21 protein-coding genes are annotated in these 19046 nt (G+C 61.4%); 9 read left to right on the forward strand and 12 right to left on the reverse strand.

The window, feature by feature from the left end:
- Positions 1-9: 9 nt before the first annotated feature.
- From NE851_RS04585 to NE851_RS04625, 9 genes are all read right to left on the reverse strand, one after another.
- On the reverse strand, positions 10-720 hold the full coding sequence (locus NE851_RS04585) for a NapC/NirT family cytochrome c (protein ID WP_164735902.1): 711 nt from the start codon (positions 718-720) through the stop codon (positions 10-12).
- Between the two features lie 5 nt (positions 721-725).
- Positions 726-1226 (reverse strand): nitrate reductase cytochrome c-type subunit, encoded by a 501-nt coding sequence (locus tag NE851_RS04590; RefSeq protein WP_097622801.1) that lies wholly within the window; start codon positions 1224-1226, stop codon positions 726-728.
- Entirely contained in the window at positions 1196-3700 is a 2505-nt protein-coding gene (gene napA, locus NE851_RS04595; protein ID WP_254955475.1) for a periplasmic nitrate reductase subunit alpha, read from the reverse strand. The genes NE851_RS04590 and napA overlap by 31 nt, the downstream gene beginning before the upstream one ends.
- The gene (locus NE851_RS04600) at positions 3675-3959 is read right to left on the reverse strand and encodes a chaperone NapD (protein WP_097543985.1); all 285 of its coding nucleotides are present in this window, start codon (positions 3957-3959) and stop codon (positions 3675-3677) included. Before NE851_RS04600 ends, napA begins: the two co-directional genes overlap by 26 nt.
- Positions 3952-4455: a ferredoxin-type protein NapF gene (locus NE851_RS04605; protein WP_132573463.1), complete on the reverse strand. Its 504-nt coding sequence runs from the start codon at positions 4453-4455 to the stop codon at positions 3952-3954. Before NE851_RS04605 ends, NE851_RS04600 begins: the two co-directional genes overlap by 8 nt.
- Before the next feature lie 3 nt (positions 4456-4458).
- Positions 4459-4653 carry a periplasmic nitrate reductase, NapE protein gene (gene napE, locus NE851_RS04610; protein WP_097544073.1) on the reverse strand — a complete coding sequence of 65 codons (195 nt, stop codon included), beginning with the start codon at positions 4651-4653 and terminating at the stop codon, positions 4459-4461.
- Positions 4654-4804: 151 nt separating this feature from the next.
- Entirely contained in the window at positions 4805-5128 is a 324-nt protein-coding gene (locus tag NE851_RS04615; protein WP_097594764.1) for a chaperone modulator CbpM, read from the reverse strand.
- Between the two features lie 2 nt (positions 5129-5130).
- Positions 5131-6045, reverse strand: a complete 915-nt coding sequence (locus NE851_RS04620) for a DnaJ C-terminal domain-containing protein (protein WP_097543982.1) — start codon at positions 6043-6045, stop codon at positions 5131-5133.
- A gap of 141 nt (positions 6046-6186) precedes the next feature.
- A complete protein-coding gene (locus NE851_RS04625; RefSeq protein ID WP_097543981.1) occupies positions 6187-6654 on the reverse strand; it encodes a universal stress protein in 468 nt (155 codons plus the stop codon).
- Positions 6655-6814: 160 nt separating this feature from the next.
- On the opposite strand from NE851_RS04625, the gene NE851_RS04630 reads away from it, so the two are divergent.
- Complete coding sequence (locus tag NE851_RS04630) at positions 6815-7732, forward strand: NAD(P)-dependent oxidoreductase (protein WP_097543980.1); 918 nt, start codon at positions 6815-6817, stop codon at positions 7730-7732.
- A gap of 63 nt (positions 7733-7795) precedes the next feature.
- On the opposite strand, the gene NE851_RS04635 is transcribed toward NE851_RS04630, so the two are convergent.
- A complete protein-coding gene (locus NE851_RS04635; RefSeq protein WP_132573461.1) occupies positions 7796-8638 on the reverse strand; it encodes a phosphoenolpyruvate hydrolase family protein in 843 nt (280 codons plus the stop codon).
- Positions 8631-9827: a Tm-1-like ATP-binding domain-containing protein gene (locus NE851_RS04640; protein WP_097543978.1), complete on the reverse strand. Its 1197-nt coding sequence runs from the start codon at positions 9825-9827 to the stop codon at positions 8631-8633. The genes NE851_RS04635 and NE851_RS04640 overlap by 8 nt, the downstream gene beginning before the upstream one ends.
- A gap of 130 nt (positions 9828-9957) precedes the next feature.
- Here NE851_RS04640 and NE851_RS04645 point away from each other — a divergent pair, with 130 nt between their 5' ends.
- The 8 genes from NE851_RS04645 (at position 9958) to yghU (ending at position 17444) form a co-directional block, all read left to right on the forward strand.
- Positions 9958-10623 carry a GntR family transcriptional regulator gene (locus NE851_RS04645; RefSeq protein WP_063476151.1) on the forward strand — a complete coding sequence of 222 codons (666 nt, stop codon included), beginning with the start codon at positions 9958-9960 and terminating at the stop codon, positions 10621-10623.
- Between the two features lie 90 nt (positions 10624-10713).
- On the forward strand, positions 10714-11967 hold the full coding sequence (locus NE851_RS04650; protein WP_097543977.1) for an ABC transporter substrate-binding protein: 1254 nt from the start codon (positions 10714-10716) through the stop codon (positions 11965-11967).
- A gap of 92 nt (positions 11968-12059) precedes the next feature.
- Positions 12060-12971, forward strand: a complete 912-nt coding sequence (locus NE851_RS04655; RefSeq protein WP_206114570.1) for a carbohydrate ABC transporter permease — start codon at positions 12060-12062, stop codon at positions 12969-12971.
- Positions 12968-13795 (forward strand): carbohydrate ABC transporter permease, encoded by an 828-nt coding sequence (locus NE851_RS04660; RefSeq protein WP_063476153.1) that lies wholly within the window; start codon positions 12968-12970, stop codon positions 13793-13795. The genes NE851_RS04655 and NE851_RS04660 overlap by 4 nt, the downstream gene beginning before the upstream one ends.
- A gap of 2 nt (positions 13796-13797) precedes the next feature.
- Positions 13798-14889: a Gfo/Idh/MocA family protein gene (locus NE851_RS04665; protein ID WP_097543976.1), complete on the forward strand. Its 1092-nt coding sequence runs from the start codon at positions 13798-13800 to the stop codon at positions 14887-14889.
- Between the two features lie 16 nt (positions 14890-14905).
- On the forward strand, positions 14906-15286 hold the full coding sequence (locus NE851_RS04670) for a cupin domain-containing protein (protein WP_097543975.1): 381 nt from the start codon (positions 14906-14908) through the stop codon (positions 15284-15286).
- A 32-nt stretch (positions 15287-15318) separates the two neighbouring features.
- The gene (locus NE851_RS04675) at positions 15319-16413 is read left to right on the forward strand and encodes an ABC transporter ATP-binding protein (RefSeq protein WP_132573459.1); all 1095 of its coding nucleotides are present in this window, start codon (positions 15319-15321) and stop codon (positions 16411-16413) included.
- 155 nt (positions 16414-16568) lie between these two features.
- Positions 16569-17444, forward strand: a complete 876-nt coding sequence (yghU, locus tag NE851_RS04680) for a glutathione-dependent disulfide-bond oxidoreductase (RefSeq protein WP_063476155.1) — start codon at positions 16569-16571, stop codon at positions 17442-17444.
- A gap of 83 nt (positions 17445-17527) precedes the next feature.
- Here the strand turns inward: yghU and NE851_RS04685 are convergent, their stop codons facing one another.
- Positions 17528-19042: an ABC transporter substrate-binding protein gene (locus tag NE851_RS04685; RefSeq protein ID WP_047613196.1), complete on the reverse strand. Its 1515-nt coding sequence runs from the start codon at positions 19040-19042 to the stop codon at positions 17528-17530.
- Between the last annotated feature and the right edge of the window lie 4 nt (positions 19043-19046).

Below are 19046 nucleotides of genomic sequence, written 5' to 3' on the forward strand. Positions count from 1 at the left end.
CGCGAAAGCCTATCTCGCATCCTCCATGGATGACGCGTGAGCCCTCGCCATGGCCTCCTGAAGGTCGGCGATAGGCGTCGCATTCACCATCTTCCTGCCCTCGAGTTCCTTCGGCATTTTCCAGCCGGGATCGATGCCTTCCATGTTCGGCAATTCGTGAGCGATACCCTTGTGGCAGTCGATGCAGGTCGCCTGGCCGGAAAGCAGATATCGGGTATGGATCTCGGCGGCGCGTTGTGTCTGCTTCTGCAGATCCATCGCCACCGACGAATGGCAGTTGCGGCATTCCAGACTGTCATTGGCCTTCATGCGCGCCCATTCATGCTGCGCAAGTTCCAGCCGCTTTTCCAGAAACTTCGGCCGGGTGTTGATCGTGCCGAATATCTTGCCCCAGACCTCCTTGGAGGCCTGCATCTTGCGGGCGATCTTGTCGGTCCATTGATGCGGCACGTGGCAGTCCGGGCATGTCGCCCGCACCCCCGATCGGTTGGAAAAATGGATGGTGCGCGAAAGCTCCTGATAGACGTTGTCGTGCATTTCATGACAGGAGGTGCAGAAGTTTTCGGTATTGGTCAGTTCCAGCGCGGTATTAAACGCGCCCCAGAAGAGAACGCCACCAACGAAGCCGCCCAGCGTCAGGACGCCGAGCCCGATCGTTGCCGCCGGCGTCGTCAGGATCGACCACGCCCACAGAACCGCTTTCCTGATAAATGCGATCATGACGGTCACTCGCTTCCGGCCGGCTTGAAACCGAGCTCGCTCATGTCCTTGAACGCATTGGGGACGAGTGGCTGGGTGTCCGCCTGCGGCACATGGCACGCCGTACAGAAGTAGCGGCGAGGGGAGACGTCGGCGAGCATCTGGCCGTCGCGCGTCATATAGTGGGTGACGCTGATCATCGGCGCGCCGCTATCCTGCGTGAACTCCCGCTTGTGGCAGGAGAGGCAGCGGTTGGCGTTGACCGACAGTTCGTAACCTTCGATCGAATGCGGAATGATCGGCGGCTGGTCGGGATAGGCGCGCATCCTGCGCTTGTCGTCGACGATCCATTTCGGCAGCGGCTTGGCGGCCCCTGTTTCCATCGAGGGCGTCGGGCCCTCCAGCTGGGGGACGGTTTGCTGCATCACCTGACCGAAGGCGGCCGTCGCGAGGAAAACGACGACGCCGGCTGCGATTGCCTGCCATTCCGGTCGCCTTAAACGGCGGGGAGAATCTTGACCGCGCATTTCTTGAAATCCGTCTGCTTGGAGATGGGATCGGTGGCGTCGAGCGTGACCTTGTTGATCAACTGGCTGGCGTCGAACCAGGGGACGAAGATGACGCCGGGCGGCATTCGATTCCTGCCCCTGATATCGATGCGCGAGCGGATCTCGCCGCGGCGGGAAACGATCCGCACCTCCGCCCCCTGATTGATGCCGCGCTTGCGGGCATCCTCGGCATTCATGAAACATCGCGCGCCGGGAAATGCCCGGTAAAGCTCCGGCACCCTCATGGTCATCGATCCCGAGTGCCAGTGTTCGAGCACACGGCCGGTAACCAGCCAAAAATCGAATTCGTCGTCGGGAGATTCGGCCGGCGGCTCGTAGGGCACGGCCAGAATGACGGCCCTGCCGTCCTTCTGACCATAAAATTTCACGCCCTCGCCGGGCTTCACATAGGGGTCGTAACCTTCCCGGTATCGCCAGCGCGTCTCCTGGCCGTTGACCACCGGCCAGCGCAGTCCACGGACCTCATGATAGAGGTCATAGGGCGCCAGATCGTGTCCGTGCCCGCGCCCGAAGGAGGCATACTCCTCGAACAAGCCTTTCTGGATGTAGAATCCGAACGCCTTGGCCTCGGCATTGTCGTATTCGGCCCTGATCTCATCAAGCGGAAACCGGTCGACCTCGCCATTGCGAAAGAGCACGTCGAAAAGCGTTTTTCCTCGATACGCCGGATTGGCATCGAGGATTTCCTTCGACCAGACCTCATCGGTGGTAAATCGCTTCGAGAATTCGACGATCTGCCAGAGGTCGGATCGCGCCTCGCCCTTGGCCTGAACGAGTTGATGCCAGACATGGGTGCGCCGTTCGGCGTTTCCATAGGCGCCTTCCTTCTCGACCCACATCGCCGCAGGAAGGATCAGGTCTGCGCTCATCGCCGTTATGGTCGGATAGGCATCCGAAACCACGACGAAATTCTCGGGGTTGCGATAACCCTGCCAGGTTTCGTTGCTCGTATTCGGTCCGGCCTGGACGTTGTTGTTGACCTGCACCCAATAGAAATTCAGCTTGCCGTCCTTCAGCATGCGGTCCTGCTGGACTGCATGATATCCTGGCTTCTCCGGAATGATCCCCTGCGGGACACGCCAGATTTCTTCGGCATGTTTGCGGTGCTCGGGGTTCGTCACCGTCATGTCGGCGGGAAGGCGATGCGCGAAGGTTCCCACTTCACGGGCCGTCCCGCAGGCCGAGGGCTGACCGGTGAGGGAGAACGGGCTGTTGCCCGGTTCGGAGATCTTCCCGGTGAGCAAATGCAGGTTGTAGACCATCTGGTTCGCCCAAACGCCGCGGACATGCTGATTGAATCCCATCGTCCAAAGCGACATCACCTTGCGGTCAGGATCGGCATAGAGTTCCGCAAGCTGCTCCAGGAATTCGGGATCGACCCCGGTGAGTTCGGACGTCTTCTTCAGCGTGTACTCGCTAACGAACGCCTTGAAGGCGTCGAAATCCATCGGTTCGGTCTTGCCGGGATCGCTGGCGTTGGCCGCTGCGATTTCAACCGGATTGTCCGGGCGCAGGCCGTAGCCGATATCGGTGACGCCTTTTGCAAACTTCGTGTGGTCGCGGACGAAGTCCTCGTTCACACGTCCTGTTTGAATGATGTGGTTGGCAATGAAATTCAGAATCGCCAGATCTGTTCCCGGTTTGAAAACGATGGGAATATCGGCGAGATCCATGCTCCTGTGCGTAAAGGTCGAAAGCACCGCGACGCGCACATGCGGTTGCCCAAGCCGGCGGTCGGCGAGGCGTGTCCAGAGGATCGGATGCATCTCCGCCATGTTCGAGCCCCAGAGCACGAAGGCGTCCGCGTTTTCGAAATCGTCGTAACAGCCCATCGGCTCGTCCATGCCGAAGGTCCGCATGAACCCGTAAGCGGCCGAGGCCATGCAGTGTCTGGCATTGGGGTCCAGATTGTTGGAACGAAAGCCGGCCCGCATCAGCTTTGTCGCGGCATATCCTTCAAAGATCGTCCACTGGCCGGAGCCGAACATGCCGACAGCCGTCGGGCCTTTGTCCTCGAGCACTTTCTTGCACTGCTCGGCCATCACGTCGAAGGCCTCGTCCCAGCTCACCGGTTCGAACTCGCCGTCCTTGGCGTAGCGGCCGTCCCGCTTTCGCAGCAGAGGGGTCTGAAGCCTGTCCTCGCCATACATGATCTTGGAGAGAAAATAGCCCTTGATGCAGTTAAGGCCGCGATTGACCTCCGCCTGCATGTCTCCATGCGTTGCAACGACCTGACCTTGCTTGACGCCCACCATGACGCCGCAACCGGTGCCGCAGAAGCGGCAGGGGGCCTTCGACCATTTGATTTCCAATGCACCGACGCCGCCGGGCACCGGCTGCGCGACAGCCGGCATCGCTATTCCGGCAGCGGCCGCGGCGATGGCGGCGGCCTGGGCCTTCAGAAGCTCACGCCTGTTCAATTCTCCCGTCATGGCCTTGCATCTCCTCCTCGACATGCTCGAACACCATGTTTGCCGCAATCACGCCGTCCAGGAGCGAGATTTGCGATAGACGATCGCCGAGCATGCCCGTGCTCGTTCCCTCGATAGTGACGACGATCTTTCCGTTGGCGTGAGCGTGGACTTCCACATTCCGCATCTCGGCGATGGCCGCCAGCACAGCCCCGGTGCGGGCCGGCATGGTCGCGATCACGGCACTCGATATGTGATAGCGCAGACCCCGCTCAGGCATCGGCCGCCTCCATCCCGCTCGGCTGCAACACGATGGCGTTGACGGGACATCCGGCGATGCACCCTCCGCATCCATTGCAAATGTCGGTGCGAAGTTCCGGAAGAAACGGGCCGCCGACGCGGGGCCGGAAACGGATCGCCTGCTGAGGGCAAGCTTCTCCGCAGGACTGACAGGTGATGCCGCGCTTCGCCAGGCAGGTATCACCAACCGCGGCGACATGGGCAAAACGATCGATCCGCTCTGTGGTGAAAACGGGTTGCGGGCACAATGCCGCGCATTCACCGCAAAACGTGCATTCGCCTCGCATAAAGTCGAGCAACGGCAGTCCGTCCACCAGACGGATTATCTTGGTGGGACATCGCTCCTCGCATCGTCCGCACCCCGTGCATGCCGCGGCAAGGCTTTGCATCGATGCTCCTGGCGGACAAATCCTGTGATCGGTCGTTGCCGGCCGGACTGAGAGGAATTGACGTCGAGACATCGGCACTTGGGACATGGCTCAATGCCCCGCCGGCGGCCCCGGAGGGCCGAACACGATTTGAAACATCCATACGAGGAAACCGTAGCCGCCGACGACACCCACGGCGACCAGAGGCCATATTCCGAATGCAAGGATAAGGAAAGCCAGCACTTCCGCCCGGCGCTTCGCGCGCGGATCGCTCTGCCCCGATGCTTTTTGAAGCAATTCAGACATGACAGGCCCCCAGGCGCGGACGATACCATGCCCAGTCATCCATGACCAGATGACTTGCATTCCACTAGCCTGCTGCCTCCTCTCGCAGGCAGCAGGCTCGCATTGTCGCCGTCATGGAGCGTCGTAAGAAAACGCCTGCACGCAAGTAACTCTAGACCCGGTCGACCTCCTCGAGGCTGTCGAACAGCCGGCGCTGAACATCCCGCTCCTGCCTGCCGATGGCGGTCATCAACTTGCCCATCGTTCCCCGCAGGCCGTGCAACTCGTCGACCAGCTCCATGACGATATCGACGCCGGCTTCGTTGACGCCCATGTTTCCCATGAGGTCCAGGATCAGCCGCGCTCGCGCGACGTCGGCGTCGCGAAATTGCCGTTGGCCGCCTGAGGTCTCGGGGATCAACCAACCCTGTTCGATCCAGAGGTCGAGCTGGTCGATGTCGATTTTCAAGTAAAGACGGAATTCGAGATCATCCATGATCAAGCCTCCATGTTCTTTCTCGGATCATACGAGTTTGCCGTCGCCCATTCCTTCACCAGATCCGTCAGCCGCTCGTTGGGATTGTCAGGCAGCACGATCTTCAGGGAGACATAAACGTCGCCATGTCCGCCGCTGCGTTTTGCAACACCCTTGCCCTTGAGGCGCAGGACCTTGCCGGTGTTCGAATGCGGCGGCAGCGTCAGATTGACCGGCCCAGACGGCGTCGGCACACGAACCTTGCCGCCGAGCACGGCCTCATTGAGCGAGATCGGCAGTTCCAGGCGGATATCGTCGCCGTCTCGCGTGAAGAAGCGGTGCGGGCCTACACGGATTTCGATCAGGGCATCACCCGCCGGACCGCCTCCGATGCCCGGCTCGCCCTTGCCGCGCAGCCGCAAGGTCTGGCCATCGCGCGTTCCCGGCGGGATCTGCACGTCAAGCGCTGGGCCGCCAGGAAGCTTGACCTCGGTCCTGGTGCCGTTGACGGCCTCGAGAAAATCGACCTCCATCGAGAACTGGCGGTCCCGGCCACGACCACGGCTCTGGCCGCCTCCGGCCCGGCGTGAAAAGAAGTTGGCAAAGACATCGTCGGCATCGCCGAAATCGGCAAATCCGGCACTGTTGTGGTAGGGATCGCCAGGGCCGCTCTTCGAGGCATAGTCGCGGTAATAATTGCGCTGCGCCCGCTCGGCGCCTGAAATATCGATCTCGCCGCGGTCGAAACGCCCGCGTTTTTCCTCGTCGCTCAAGATCTCATAAGCGGTTGAAATTTCCTTGAACCGCTCCTCTGCCTTTTTGTCGCCGGGGTTGAGGTCGGGGTGAAGTTTCTTGGCGAGCTTGCGGAACGCGCTTTGAATATCCTTTTGCGTCGCATCCCGTTTCACGCCCAGAAGCTCATAGGGATCCTGGCTCATACATATCTCCTGAGGGCAGCGTATACTGCTGGTTGGCTTGGGGATGATATAGGTTGCCGGGCCGCCGCCGGGGAGGGTAAATTGGTCGCCGGACGATATCAGCGCGACAAAGCCACTGCGGTCACGCCAGCGCAGTGGAGATTAGAACAATGCCACGTCTTCGGCTTGAGACGCCGCGCCCTCATATGCGTGATCTAAACGCCGATCGATGAGAACCGAGCACCCGGCGTGGCGCACGACTTTGTCGACAATCGAGGAGAAGACGTAGTCGGTGATATCGGTCACATGCGACGACAGCAGGATGAGATCGGCCGACTTCTCCCTTGCGACGGAAACGAGCTGGGAAGCGGCAATGCCGATGCGAACCTCGATCGTCGCCAAAATCCCCATTTCCTTGCAGAGCGATGCAAGTTTCTTTTCGGCGTCGACGATGGCGGTCGTTTCGAATGCCTCGGGAAGCTCCGTCAGGTGACGGCGCGGGATATTCTCGATGACATGCATGACGACGATGCTTCCGCCTTCATCCGCCAATGCCGCAGCCCGGCGCAAAAGCCGGATTGCCGTTTGCCTCGAACCCGTGCCGATGCCGCAGATGATTGTTCGATACATTGAAATCCATATCCTCGAATGCGAATGATAGCGCCGATCATACCGGTCTCAACCTTCGCGGCATTGACGAATGTCAAGGAAAGGCCTCGCAACGGTAGCCCTCACAAAACCGCCATTTGCTTAGAACGGGACCTCCGGCTGAATCGTCGCAGTTGACGATATGGCCATCAGCAACAGTTCTAACCCGATGTCGTCACTTATTGAGGTTCACATGCCGCATTTTGCGATTATCGGATCGGGTGCGATGGGAAGCGCTGTCGCCAAACGGCTGATCGACCGCGGCGCCACGGTGCTGACCCATCTCGAGGGCAGAAGCGAGCAGACGATTGCGCGGGCAATGGCAGCCGGCATGGTGCCGGTCGGACGCCAGGAGCTGACAAAGGCCGAGCTGATCCTGTCGATCGTTCCGCCGGCGCAGGCGATCAAGGTCGCCGAATTCGTCGCGGACATATCGTCGAGGATGCCGGCGCCGCCGCCCTTCATCGACCTCAACGCGATTGCGCCAAAAACCATGCAGGCTTTGGCGGCACGGTTCGACGGCAGCGGCGTGGAGGTGCTCGATGGCGCGATCATCGGCGGGCCGCCGGTTCCCGGCAAATCAGGTCCGACCATCTATATCAGCGGCGATCGTGCCGAGCGGAGCCGGCTGCTTGAGGATTGCGGCCTCAGGATCCGCAGGCTCGACGGACCGCTCGGCGCCGCCTCGGCACTGAAGATGTGTTATGCCGGCATCAACAAGGGATTTATCGGCCTCGGCACTGCCATGCTGCTTGCCGCATCGCGTTCGGGTGCTGCCGAAAGCCTGAAAGCCGAACTCTCCGAAAGCCTTCCCGACGTCGACCGCAAGCTGTCGAAATCCATTCCCGACATGTACCCGAAAGCCTATCGATGGGTCGCCGAAATGCAGGAGATTGCCGATTTCCTGGGAGAAGATGATCCGGCGGCGACCATCTTCCGCGGCATGGCGGACCTCTTCTCCAGGATGGCTTCCGACGTGGAGGGCAGCCGTGTTCTTGTCGGTCAGCTGGACGAGATCCTTGGCTCCAGGGAAACCCGCGACGCGATGGTCATGCCATAATGTCGCTGCCGGCGCTGGCAATGGAGGCACCGGCAGCTGGTGTACGGCCGGTCCAAGCCGCGCCTATATCTTCACGAAGTCCTCGACCTGCGCCCTGATCGCGACCTCGGTCGGCAAACGCTCCATCGAACTCGCGCCGTAAAAGCCGTTGCAACCCTTGCAGCGTGCAAGCACATAGGCCGCGTCCGCGGGCATGGCGATCGGCCCGCCATGGCAGAGCACGATGACGTCGTCGCGGATCGACCTTGCGGCATCCGACCATTCGTTGATCTTCTCCACGCATCCATCGAGGGTCAGCGCCGTTTCAGCGCCGATCGCGCCGCCTGTGGTCAGGCCGAGATGGCAGACGACGATGTCGGCGCCGGCTTTGGTCATCGCGATCGCGTCCTCGCTGCTGAAGACATAGGGTGTCGTCAGCATGTCCTTGGCGTTGGCGCGGGCGATAATATCGATTTCCAGATCGAAGCCCATGCCGGTCTCTTCGAGATTGGCGCGAAACGTGCCGTCGATCAGCCCGACGGTCGGGAAGTTCTGGATGCCGGCAAAACCCATTGCCTTCAGCTCGTCGAGGAAGTGATCGGGCAGCATGAAAGGATCGGTGCCGTTGACGCCGGCAAGCACCGGCGTGTGGCGCACGACCGGCAGGACCTCGCGGCCCATCTCCTTGACGATCTCGTTGGCATTGCCATAGGCGAGCAGGCCGGCAAGCGAGCCGCGGCCGGCCATGCGGTAGCGGCCGGAATTATAGATCACGATCAGATCGATGCCGCCGGCCTCTTCGCTCTTGGCGGAAAGGCCGGTGCCGGCGCCACCGCCGATGATCGGCAGGCCTTCGGCGATCTTGCGGCGAAGCTCGCTCAGAATGTCGTTTCTGTCGATGCGGGTCAAAACTCTCTCCTCAGGCATGGATCTCATGGAAGCCGGCAACGAGTGCCGTGGCGAATTCCGGACTGTTGACATGGGCGTCTATCTCGACGAGGCGCCTGTTCGGCGCCTCGCGCCAGCCGCCACGAATGGCAGAAAACAGCGCCTCGTCGGCTTCGGGATCATGGAATGGCTGACCGGCGGCGTCGATCGCTGAAACGCCCTGAAGCGGCAGCAGGAAGCGGACCGGACCCTGCATCTGGTTGAGCCGCTCGACGATGAAAGCGCCGATCCTGCGGTTTTCCTCCGGGGTGGTGCGCATCAGGGTCACCTGTGCATTGTGGACGTGCAGCCTGCGGTCGCGGAAGGGCGCCGGCACGGTGTCCCGCGCGCCGAAATTCACCATATCGACGGCGCCGACCGAGCCGATATAGGGCAGGCCGGTGCGGATAATGGCGCCGAAGCGATCCTCGGTCGCCGGAAAGACGCCACCGATGAGAAGGTCGGGCACCTCCGTCGTCGTCACATCGATTACGCCCTGCAACAGACCGGAATCGGCAAGCTTCTCCATCGACTGGCCACCGACGCCGGTCGCATGGAAGACGTAGATTTCATGCGTCTTGCCGAGCATTTCGCGGAGCTGGGTGACGCAGGAGGTGGTGACGCCGAACATGGTCATGCCGATGCCCGGCCGATCATCGCTGGAGACGGGGATGGGGTTGCGGGCCATGCCGGCCGCCGCATTTGCCGCATTGCCGATTACCTTGCGCGAGATGGCGTTCAAGCCGGCGATGTCGACGACCGAATACATCATGGTGAGATCATTCGGGCCGACATAGGGCGCCACATTGCCCGAGGCGACCGTCGAGACCATCAGTTTCGGCAGGCCGATCGGAAGCGTTCGCATCGCCTCCGTCACCAGCGCGGTATTGCCGGTGCCGCCAAGGCCGAGCACGGCGCCGATGTCGTTGCGCGATTTCAGGAATGCCGTCAGCGCTTTGGCCATGGCCGAAACCGCCGCTCCCCGATCGGTCTGCCCGAGCACGGCCGCAGCGCCCTCAGGATGAAATGCGGCGACGTCACGCGCCTGGACATCGGCGCCGGTGCCTTCCCTAAGCGTGCCGACATCGACCAGAACAGCCTCGGTTCCGGCCGAAAGAACCACCTCCCTGGCGTAGCTCAGTTCAGCACCCTTGGTGTCGCAAGTGCCGACGATATAGACCTTTCCCATTGGTTTTCCTCCCTTTTTGATCGATCTCCGACATTCTCTAGATAAAATTCCCGATTTTGTATTTTCCATATTGTATATTCTTTCGTATATTGCATACTCAAATCACGAATGCCAGACGGAAATGGAGACCATGAACGCACCGCGCCACCTCACCCTTCGCGAGCGGATTTACGAGGAAATCGTTCGCCTGATCGTCTCCGGCGAGCTGCCGAGCGGCGTCTCGATCGATGAAAAGGAACTGACGGAGCGCCTGCAGGTCAGCCGCACACCGTTTCGCGAAGCGATCGGCACGCTCGCCAAGGAAGGGCTGATCGAGATCAAGCCGTATCGCGGCTTCTTCGTGCGCAGCTTCACGCCGAAGGAGATCGACGATCTCTACGATCTACGCAAGACGCTTGAATGCTTCGCCGTCGAGCTCGCCGTTCCACAGATGAGCGACCGGCACATCGCCGGTTTCGAGCGCATCCTCGATGAGGCGGTGGCGGCACTTCGCCGCGGCGACATGGAGACCTACGGCATTCGCGACAAGGAGTTTCACGAGACCATCGCCGAGCTTTCGGGAAGCGCGCCGTTGATCGAAACGCTGGCGCGGCTCGCGCTGCAGATCCAGATTTGCCGCTCGATCGCCAACGAGAGCCGCGATCTGGCCGAGAGGGCGGCCGAGGAGCGCGATCAGATCCTGCAGGCGTTCCGGGCACGCGACATTACCCGCGCAAAGACCCTGATGCACGCTCATATCAGCGACGTCCAGCAGGCCGTCATGGCTCGGTTTCAGAGGGAAAATCCAGCGCGTTAGCCGGATGAAATGCCAGTGGAGCGAAGGAGAGGGAGGTCTCCTTTTCGACAAGTGAAAAACGTGGCCGTGGAGCGGCCGGAGGAGGGAGCAATGCTGAAATTTCTTGCCCGCAGCACGGCACTGGCGGCGATGATCGCCGCAAGTTCGCTGGCGCATGCCGAAACCCTGAAAATGTGGGGTCCGGAACAGATCACCGAACCGCTGGTGGCCCAGCTATGGAACGGCATCAAGGCCGATTTCGAAAAGGCCAATCTCGGCGTGACCGTCGAATTCATGCCGCCGACCGGGACGATCAGCAACGGCGCGGTGCAGGCGGCCATCCAGTCGGACGCCGGCCCCGACGTGATCCTCACCAACTCCGGCATCGGCCGCATCAGCGTCGTCAAGAACGCCAAGCAGGTCATGCCGCTCACCGAGCAATATGAAAAACGCGGCTGGAAGGACCAGATCTATCCCTGGCTCTACACCGAGCTGAAGGGCCAGTTCGGCGGCGAAATCTATGAGGTTCCCGATGGCCTCGATGCGCTTGGCATCTGGTATCACAAGGATATTTTTGAGCAGGCCGGCTGGAAGATTCCGGCGACCTGGACCGAGTTCGAAGCACTGTTGAAATCGATCGGTGAGACCGGTCTGCAGCCGATCGCCATCGGCCCGCGCACCACCGGCAGTGCCGGCCACCTCTTCGGCAATCTGCTACAATCGGCGAGCGGTAAAGAGGTGATCGGCAAGGCGCTACGCCGCGAAATCGCCTGGGACGATCCTTCGGTCGCCGCCGGCGCCGTCCGGCTACAGAAGCTGGTCGAGGCGGGCGACATCAGGAAGGAAATGGCCGGCCTCGATCTCGATGGCGCCTCCCGCCTCTGGTTCAACAAGCGCGCGGCGATGTTCGTTGCCGGCCCGTGGTTCACCGCCAATGCCCGCAAGGCCGGCTATGACCTCGCCAATGCCGGTTACGCGCCCATGCCTTCCGACATCAAGGGTGCGGCGATACCGACCGGCGGCGTCGGCTGGAGCTGGCTGGTGCCGGTCAACTCCAGACAGCCGGAACTCGCGATGAAATGGATCGACTTCATGCTGTCCGATGCGGTGATGAAGAAGCGCGCGCAGGATCCGGCAAGCACGATGATCTATCCGCGCGAAATCCCGGGCGTCGAGCCGCCGACGCCCGTGCTGAAGGACATCTTCGCGGCTGCCGCCGGCGGCGTCGGCTACAATCCGAGCGTCTATCTGCCCGGACCGGTACTCGACACCTACTTCCAGGTCATCCAGGGCCTGATCTCCGGCCAGATCGGCGGCGAGGACGGCATGAAGCAGATCCAGGCAAAGATGGCAGAGGCGAAATAGTGGTCATTCCAGAAACGCCCGGAAGCAAGGTCGTGGCTCCTCTCAGGGATGCGCCTGCCGTGGCGGGACATACGGGCGGCCTGTCCGTCCGTATGTCCAAACGCCGGACGACGGGGGCTGCCACATCTGACTCATCCGCTGGCGATGCCCGCACCGCATTGTGGCTGATGGCGCCGGCGCTCGGCCTTTATGCCGTCTTCACCCTGCTGCCGATCGCCGCCACCTTCTGGCTGAGCTTCAACAGTTCAGCCGGCTTCAATACCTCCGCCAGTTTCGTCGGCTTCGACAATTACGCCAAGGCCGCACACGATCCGATCGTCTGGAAGAGCCTCGTCCATACCTTCCTCTGGCTGGCCTATCATGTGGTGATGGCAGGCGGGCTCGGTCTTCTGCTGGCGCTTGCCGTCAGCAGGCTGCGGATCACCCAGGTCTTCTTCCGCACCGCCTTCTTCCTGCCGCATCTGGTGTCGCTGGCGGTGGTCGGCGTCATCTGGGCCAATATCTACGATCCGTTCTTCGGCCTGCTGAATACCGCGCTGACGCGGATCGGGCTCGGCGCCTTCACCCAAGGCTGGCTGTCCGATCCCGCTTTGGTGCTCTTTTCCGTCAATATCGCAAGCTCGTGGCAGGGCTTCGGCCTCTACATGCTGCTCTTCATCGCCGGCCTGCAGAACATCGACCGCTCGCTCTACGACGCGGCCGAAGTGGACGGCGCCAACGCCTTCCAGAAACTGATCTACGTGACGCTGCCGGGGCTTCGTGAGGTGACGACCTTCGTCGTCTCGCTGGCAATGATCAACGGGCTGAAGGGCTTCGCCACGGTCTTCGTCATGACCAATGGCGGGCCGTTCTACCAGAGCGAGCTGATCACCACCTATATCTACCGGCTTGCCTTCCAGTCCCAGGATCACGGGCTTGCGGCGGTACTCTGCATCCTGCTCAGCCTGCTTGCGATCACCATCACCATCGTCTTCAACCGCTGGCGTGCGAGGCTTTCGCAATGAGCGTCCGTCATCGCGAATGGCCGGTGGCGCTGGCCCTGACCCCGGCACTGATCCTGATCCTAGCCCCCTTCGTCTGGCTGGTGGTCTCGAGTTTCAAGACCGAGGCCGAGATCGGCCAGGCCGACCCCTTCACCTGGCCCGCCGACCTGATGTGGCGGAACTATCTGGATGCATGGCAGATCGGCGGGTTCGGCGAACTCGTCGGCAACAGCCTCATCAATCTCATCGGCGTCGTCGCCCTGTCGCTGATCACCTGTGCGCCGGCCGGCTATGCGCTTGCCAAGATCCGTTTTCCCGGCCGGGAATGGCTGTTCTACGCCTTCATCCTCGGCTTGACCGTGCCCGTCCAGGCGATCGTCATCCCGCTCTATCAGGTGCTTTTCGGGCTGAACCTCGTCAACACGCTTGCTGGTATCGTGCTGGTGCAGGTCAGCAACGGCATTCCCTTCGGCATATTCCTGATGCGGAGCTTCTTCATCGGCGTGCCTGATGATCTGATCGAGGCCGCCAAGATCGACGGCGCCTCGCATCTGCAGATCCTCACCAAGGTCTTTCTGCCGATCTCGACGCCGGCGGTGCAGGCGCTCGTCATCATCAGCGCGCTCTCCACCTGGAACGATTTCTTCCTGCCGCTGATCGTGCTGATCAGTCCCGAGGTGCAGACGCTGCCGCTCGGGCTCGTCCGCTTCGCCAGCACCTATGCTTCCGATTACCGCCTGGTTTTTTCCGGGACCGTCATTTCATTCCTGCCGATCATTCTTCTCTACATCCTGATGCAGCGCCGCTTCACCGAGGGGCTAACGCAGGGGGCAATCAAGGGCTGACCATGTCGCATCATGTCCAGCGGGAAATCCGCTACAATTTCGAATTCGATCACCGCATCAAGGCTTGCTTCATCGGCGCCGGCGGTCATGCCTATCGCAATGTCTATCCGGCGCTGCGTTACGCGCCGGTCGAGCTTGCCGGCATCTGCGATCTCGATCTCGGCCGCGCCGAGAAATTCGCAAAACTCTTCGGCGCCGGAAAAGCCTATACCGACCATCGCGAGATGCTCGAACGGGAAAACCCGGAGCTGGTCTTTCTCGTCACCGCCTATCATCCCGACGGCCGGGTGCAGGCGACCGACCTGGCGTTCGACGGGCTTGCATCAGGCGCTCACGTCTGGATGGAAAAGCCGACGGCGGCAAGCCTTGCGGACATCGAAAGGCTGCAGGCGGCAAGTAGCGCGGCCGGCCGCATGGTGATGACCGGCCTGAAGAAGACCTTTTTCCCCACAATCGAAAAGCTCAAGGATCTGATCGGCTCGCCGGGTTTCGGCCGGCTGACCTCGATCAATGTCCGCTATCCCCAGAGCCTGCCGAGCCAGGAAGACCGCGCCGATCTCGTCAAGATGCAGAGCTTTCTCGACCATATCTACCATCCGGGCGCGATCCTCAACTTCCTCGGCGGCGAGATCGAACGGGCTGGTTATGAATGGGAAGCGTCGACGGGCGCGACCGTCACCAGCCTGCGCTTCCGCTCCGGGGCAATCGGCACGTTGCATCTTGCCGCCGGCCAGTCGGGCGGCAGCATCTTCGAGCGGGTCGAAATCATCGGCGAAGGCGCCAACGCCATCGTCGAAAACGGCAGCCGGCTGACCTACTTCCGCAAGGCCGACTTGCCGTCCTATGGCCGTGCCGCGAGCTTCATCCAGCCGGACGAGAATGCGGCGCTGTTCTACGAGCCGGAGCATTCGCTCGGCCAGCTCTACAACAACAACCTGTTTTATCTCGGTTATGTGCCCGAAATCCTGCATCTGACGGATGCGATCCTCTCCGGCACGCCGATAACAAGGGGCACGCTCGAAATCGCCCGCGAGATCATGAGGCTCTTCGAATTCTACAGATGCGCGGATGCCGGCGTCACCACCAATCTCTGACAGGGGAGCGACAGCCTTGACCGATACCGATGTCATATTCAGGAAAGCCGGCGGCGAATTCATGCCGACCAGCTGGGGCGAACTCAACTGGAAGATCACTGGTGACGGCACGCCCGGCGCCGAGATGACCTTCGGCACCTGCCGGATCAATCCCGGCGAGCGCAACCAGCTGCACTCGCATCCCGATTGCGAGGAAATCCTCTACGTCGTTTCCGGCCATTGCGAGCACAAGCTCGGCGATGCGCTCTACCGGCTCGAAGCCGGCGACGCCATCCGGATTCCCCGCAATATCAGGCACTGGGCGCGCGCGCTCGGTACCGAACCGCTCTTCGCCTTGATCATGTTCTCCTCCGGCACTCGCACGGCGGTCAATCATGAGGGCGAGGGCGCGGCCTGAAATCATCCTGTTCTCGTGGGGGAGGGAATATCATGGCGTCGATTGCGCTTCACAACATCCGCAAGTCCTACGGCAACCTGCCGGTCATTCACGGCGTCGACGTCGATATCGAGGATGGTGAATTCATCGTGCTCGTCGGACCGTCCGGCTGCGGCAAGTCCACGCTGCTGCGCATGATCGCCGGCCTGGAAACGATCTCGGGCGGCCGGCTTTCAATCGGCAACCGCATGGTCAACGACCTGCCGTCGAAGGAGCGCGACATTGCCATGGTGTTCCAAAGCTATGCGCTCTATCCGCATCTGACGGTGGCCGAGAATATGGGCTTTTCCCTGAAGCTGCGCGGCACGGCCAAGGACGAGATCGGCCACCGAGTGCAGTCCGCCGCAAAGATCCTGGCGCTGGAACCCTATCTCGACCGCCTTCCGCGTCATCTCTCGGGCGGCCAGCGCCAGCGCGTCGCCATGGGCCGCGCGATCGTGCGCGATCCGAAAGTGTTCCTCTTCGACGAACCGCTTTCCAATCTCGACGCCAAGCTGCGCGTGGCGATGCGCGCCGAGATCAAGGAGCTTCACCAGCGGCTGAAGATCACCACCGTCTATGTCACCCATGACCAGACCGAGGCGATGACCATGGCCGACCGCATCGTCGTGATGCGCGACGGCATTGTCGAACAGATCGGAACCCCGCTGGAAATCTATGATCGCCCCGCAACCACCTTCGTCGCCGGCTTCATCGGCATGCCGGCGATGAACCTGCTCAAGGGCCGCATCCAGGCCGACGCGCCTTCGATCTTTCGCACCGAAAGCGGCGTCGCCATGCCGCTGTCGCTGCGTCCCGGGACGGCCGATCCCGGCGAAGAACTCATCTATGGCATCAGGCCGGAACAGTTCGTCATCGCCGATGATGGAACACCGGCGAAGGTCGTGGTCGTCGAGCCCACAGGCGCGGAAACGCAGGTCGTTGCCCGGATCGAGGGGGCCAGGATCGGGGAAGAAAACGTCAATATGTTGTTTCGCGAGCGCATCGCCGTAAGGCCGGGCGACGCGATCCGCTTCGCCTTGCGGTCTGCCAGCGAACATCTGTTTTCAGCGGCAACAGGCAGGCGTCTTCCCGACGCGGATGCCTGAAGCAGCGGTTTTCTTCAGCTTTGCCAAGACTCTGACGATTGCGTGAAACCGCGCCGACACCTGTGACAAAACCTCATCGCCTCTGCTATGTCAGGAAAAATGCGGCAACCCAACCTGCGCCGCACTCTGTCTGACCAATCCCAGGAGTTTGAAAGATGAGCGGTTCTTCCGATTATACACCCCCGAAGGTCTGGACCTGGAACAAGGCGAATGGCGGCCAGTTCGCCAGCATCAACCGCCCGATCGCGGGAGCGACGCATGACAAGGAACTGCCGATCGGCCGTCATCCGCTGCAGCTCTATTCGCTCGGCACCCCGAACGGCCAGAAGGTCACCATCATGCTCGAGGAACTGCTGGCGCTCGGCCACAGCGGCGCCGAATATGACGCCTGGCTGATCAAGATCGGCGATGGCGACCAGTTCGGCAGCGGCTTCGTCGCGGTCAACCCCAATTCCAAGATCCCGGCGCTGATGGACCGCAGTGGTCCGAAGCCGATCCGTGTCTTCGAATCCGGCGCCATCCTGACCTATCTCGCCGAGAAGTTCGGCGCCTTCCTGCCGACCGAGCCAGCCGACCGCGCCGAATGCCTGTCCTGGCTGTTCTGGCAGATGGGAAGCGCCCCCTATCTCGGCGGCGGCTTCGGCCATTTCTACGCCTATGCGCCTGTCAAGATCGAATATGCGATCGACCGCTTCGCCATGGAGGTGAAGCGGCAGCTCGACGTGCTCGATCGTCGCCTTGCCGAAAGCGAGTATCTGGCGGGCAGCCAATATACGATCGCCGATATTGCCGTCTGGCCCTGGTATGGCGGCTTGGTGAAGGGCTGGACCTACGGCGCGGCCGAGTTTCTGCAGGTCGAGGACTATAAGAACGTGCTGCGCTGGGCCGACGCCATTCATAGCAGGCCGGCCGTGCAACGCGGCCGGATGGTCAACCGCCTCTCCGGCGAGCCCGCAAGCCAGTTGCACGAGCGCCACGACGCCAGCGACTTCGACACCAGGACGCAGGACAAGCTCGCGGCCGCCGAGTAGCAAGCGGCCTCATCCACGTGTCGCAGCAATAAATGAGGCTCCGCCGCCTTTACGGCGGCGGAGCATTTGCATGCTGCCCGAACTCAGTTCTTGACCGTATCTTCCAGGAAAAAACGGCCGAGCGGGTTCTGGTAGAAGTTCTCGATATTCTTGCGCGAGACGTTGATATAGGGGCTGTAATAGAGGTCGATCCAGTTGACGTCGTCCTTCGCCATCTTCTGCAATTCGACATACATCTGTTCGCGCTTCTTCGGGTCGAGCTCGAGACGAGCCTTGGCCACCAGTTCTTTCACCGCCTCGTTCTTGTAATTGGTCGAGTAGTTGTTGTTGGAATCGTGGCCGAGGACGAAGGTGGTCTTCTGGTCCGGATCGAGAATGTCGTTGGTCCAGTAGTTGACAGAGACGTCGTAGTCGCCGGCAACGATCATGTCCCATTCCTGGCTCGGGTCGACCTTCTGCAGATTGGCGGTGATGCCGGCCTTCTGCAGCTGCTGCTGGACGAGCACGGCCGTCTGTTCGTCGACTTCGTCGCCGGCGCGCACCAGATAGTTCAGCGTCAGGTCGGAGGCGCCGGCAGCAGCCAGCATCTCCTTTGCCTTTTCGGGATCATAAGGCCGCTGCAGATTGTCGGCATAGTAATAGAGCGCGCCCTTCGGAACGTAGGAATTGGCGACCGTGCCCTGGCCGAAGGTGACGGTATCGACGATCGCCTTCTTGTCGATCGCAAGATCCAGCGCCTGGCGGACTTCCTTCTTGCCGAGCGCGCCATGCGCATGGTTGATCAGAAGATGATCCTCGCGGGTCGAGGCATCGATATCGACGTTGAGGTTCGGGTCCTTCTTCAGCTCCTCGACGCGGGAGAAGGGAACGAAGATCGCCGTGTCCAGCTCGCCGGCCTGAACGTTCAGCATGCGGGTGTTGTCGTCGGGCACCGAGATCCACTCGACGCCGTCGAGCTTGACGCGGTCGGCCTGCCAGAAGTTCGGGTTCTTCTTCAGAATGACGCGGTCGCCGCGCCGCCATTCCTCGACCACGAAGGCGCCGGATGCGATCGGCTTCTCGCCGTAGGCATCGGCACCCAGCGTTTCCATGCCCTTCTTGGAGATGACGGAGGCATTCGGCAGCGCCAGCGTCGAAAGGAACGGCGCAGACGGGTTCTTGAGCTTGATCGTCAGCGTGTGCGCGTCGGTCGCGACCGCCGTATCGATCACCTTGTAGGAATCGCTCCAGAGCGAGGCGGGGTCGTCGCGGATGCGCAGCAGGCTGTAGGCGGCATCTTCCGCGGTCAGCGGCGAACCGTCGGAGAATTTCGCGTCGCGGATCTTGAACGTGTAGGTCAACCCGTCATCCGAAGCGGTCCAGCTTTCGGCAAGGCCCGGCTCCAGTTTCGTGCCTGTCTTGTCGACGCGGATCAGCACGTCGTAGACGTTGGAGAATACCCAGTTGTCGATGTTCTGCGCGGTTTTGATCGGATCGAATGTCGTCGAATCCTCGCGGCGGCCGATGGTCAGCACACCGGCGGCTTCGGCATAACTTGCACTGAGCGTCAGGCCGGCGAGCAAGGCTGCAAGCCCGATTGATTTCCACCTGTTTGTCATGAAT

Source organism: Rhizobium anhuiense bv. trifolii (assembly GCF_024346605.1).
In the GTDB taxonomy this organism is placed as follows: domain Bacteria; phylum Pseudomonadota; class Alphaproteobacteria; order Rhizobiales; family Rhizobiaceae; genus Rhizobium; species Rhizobium anhuiense.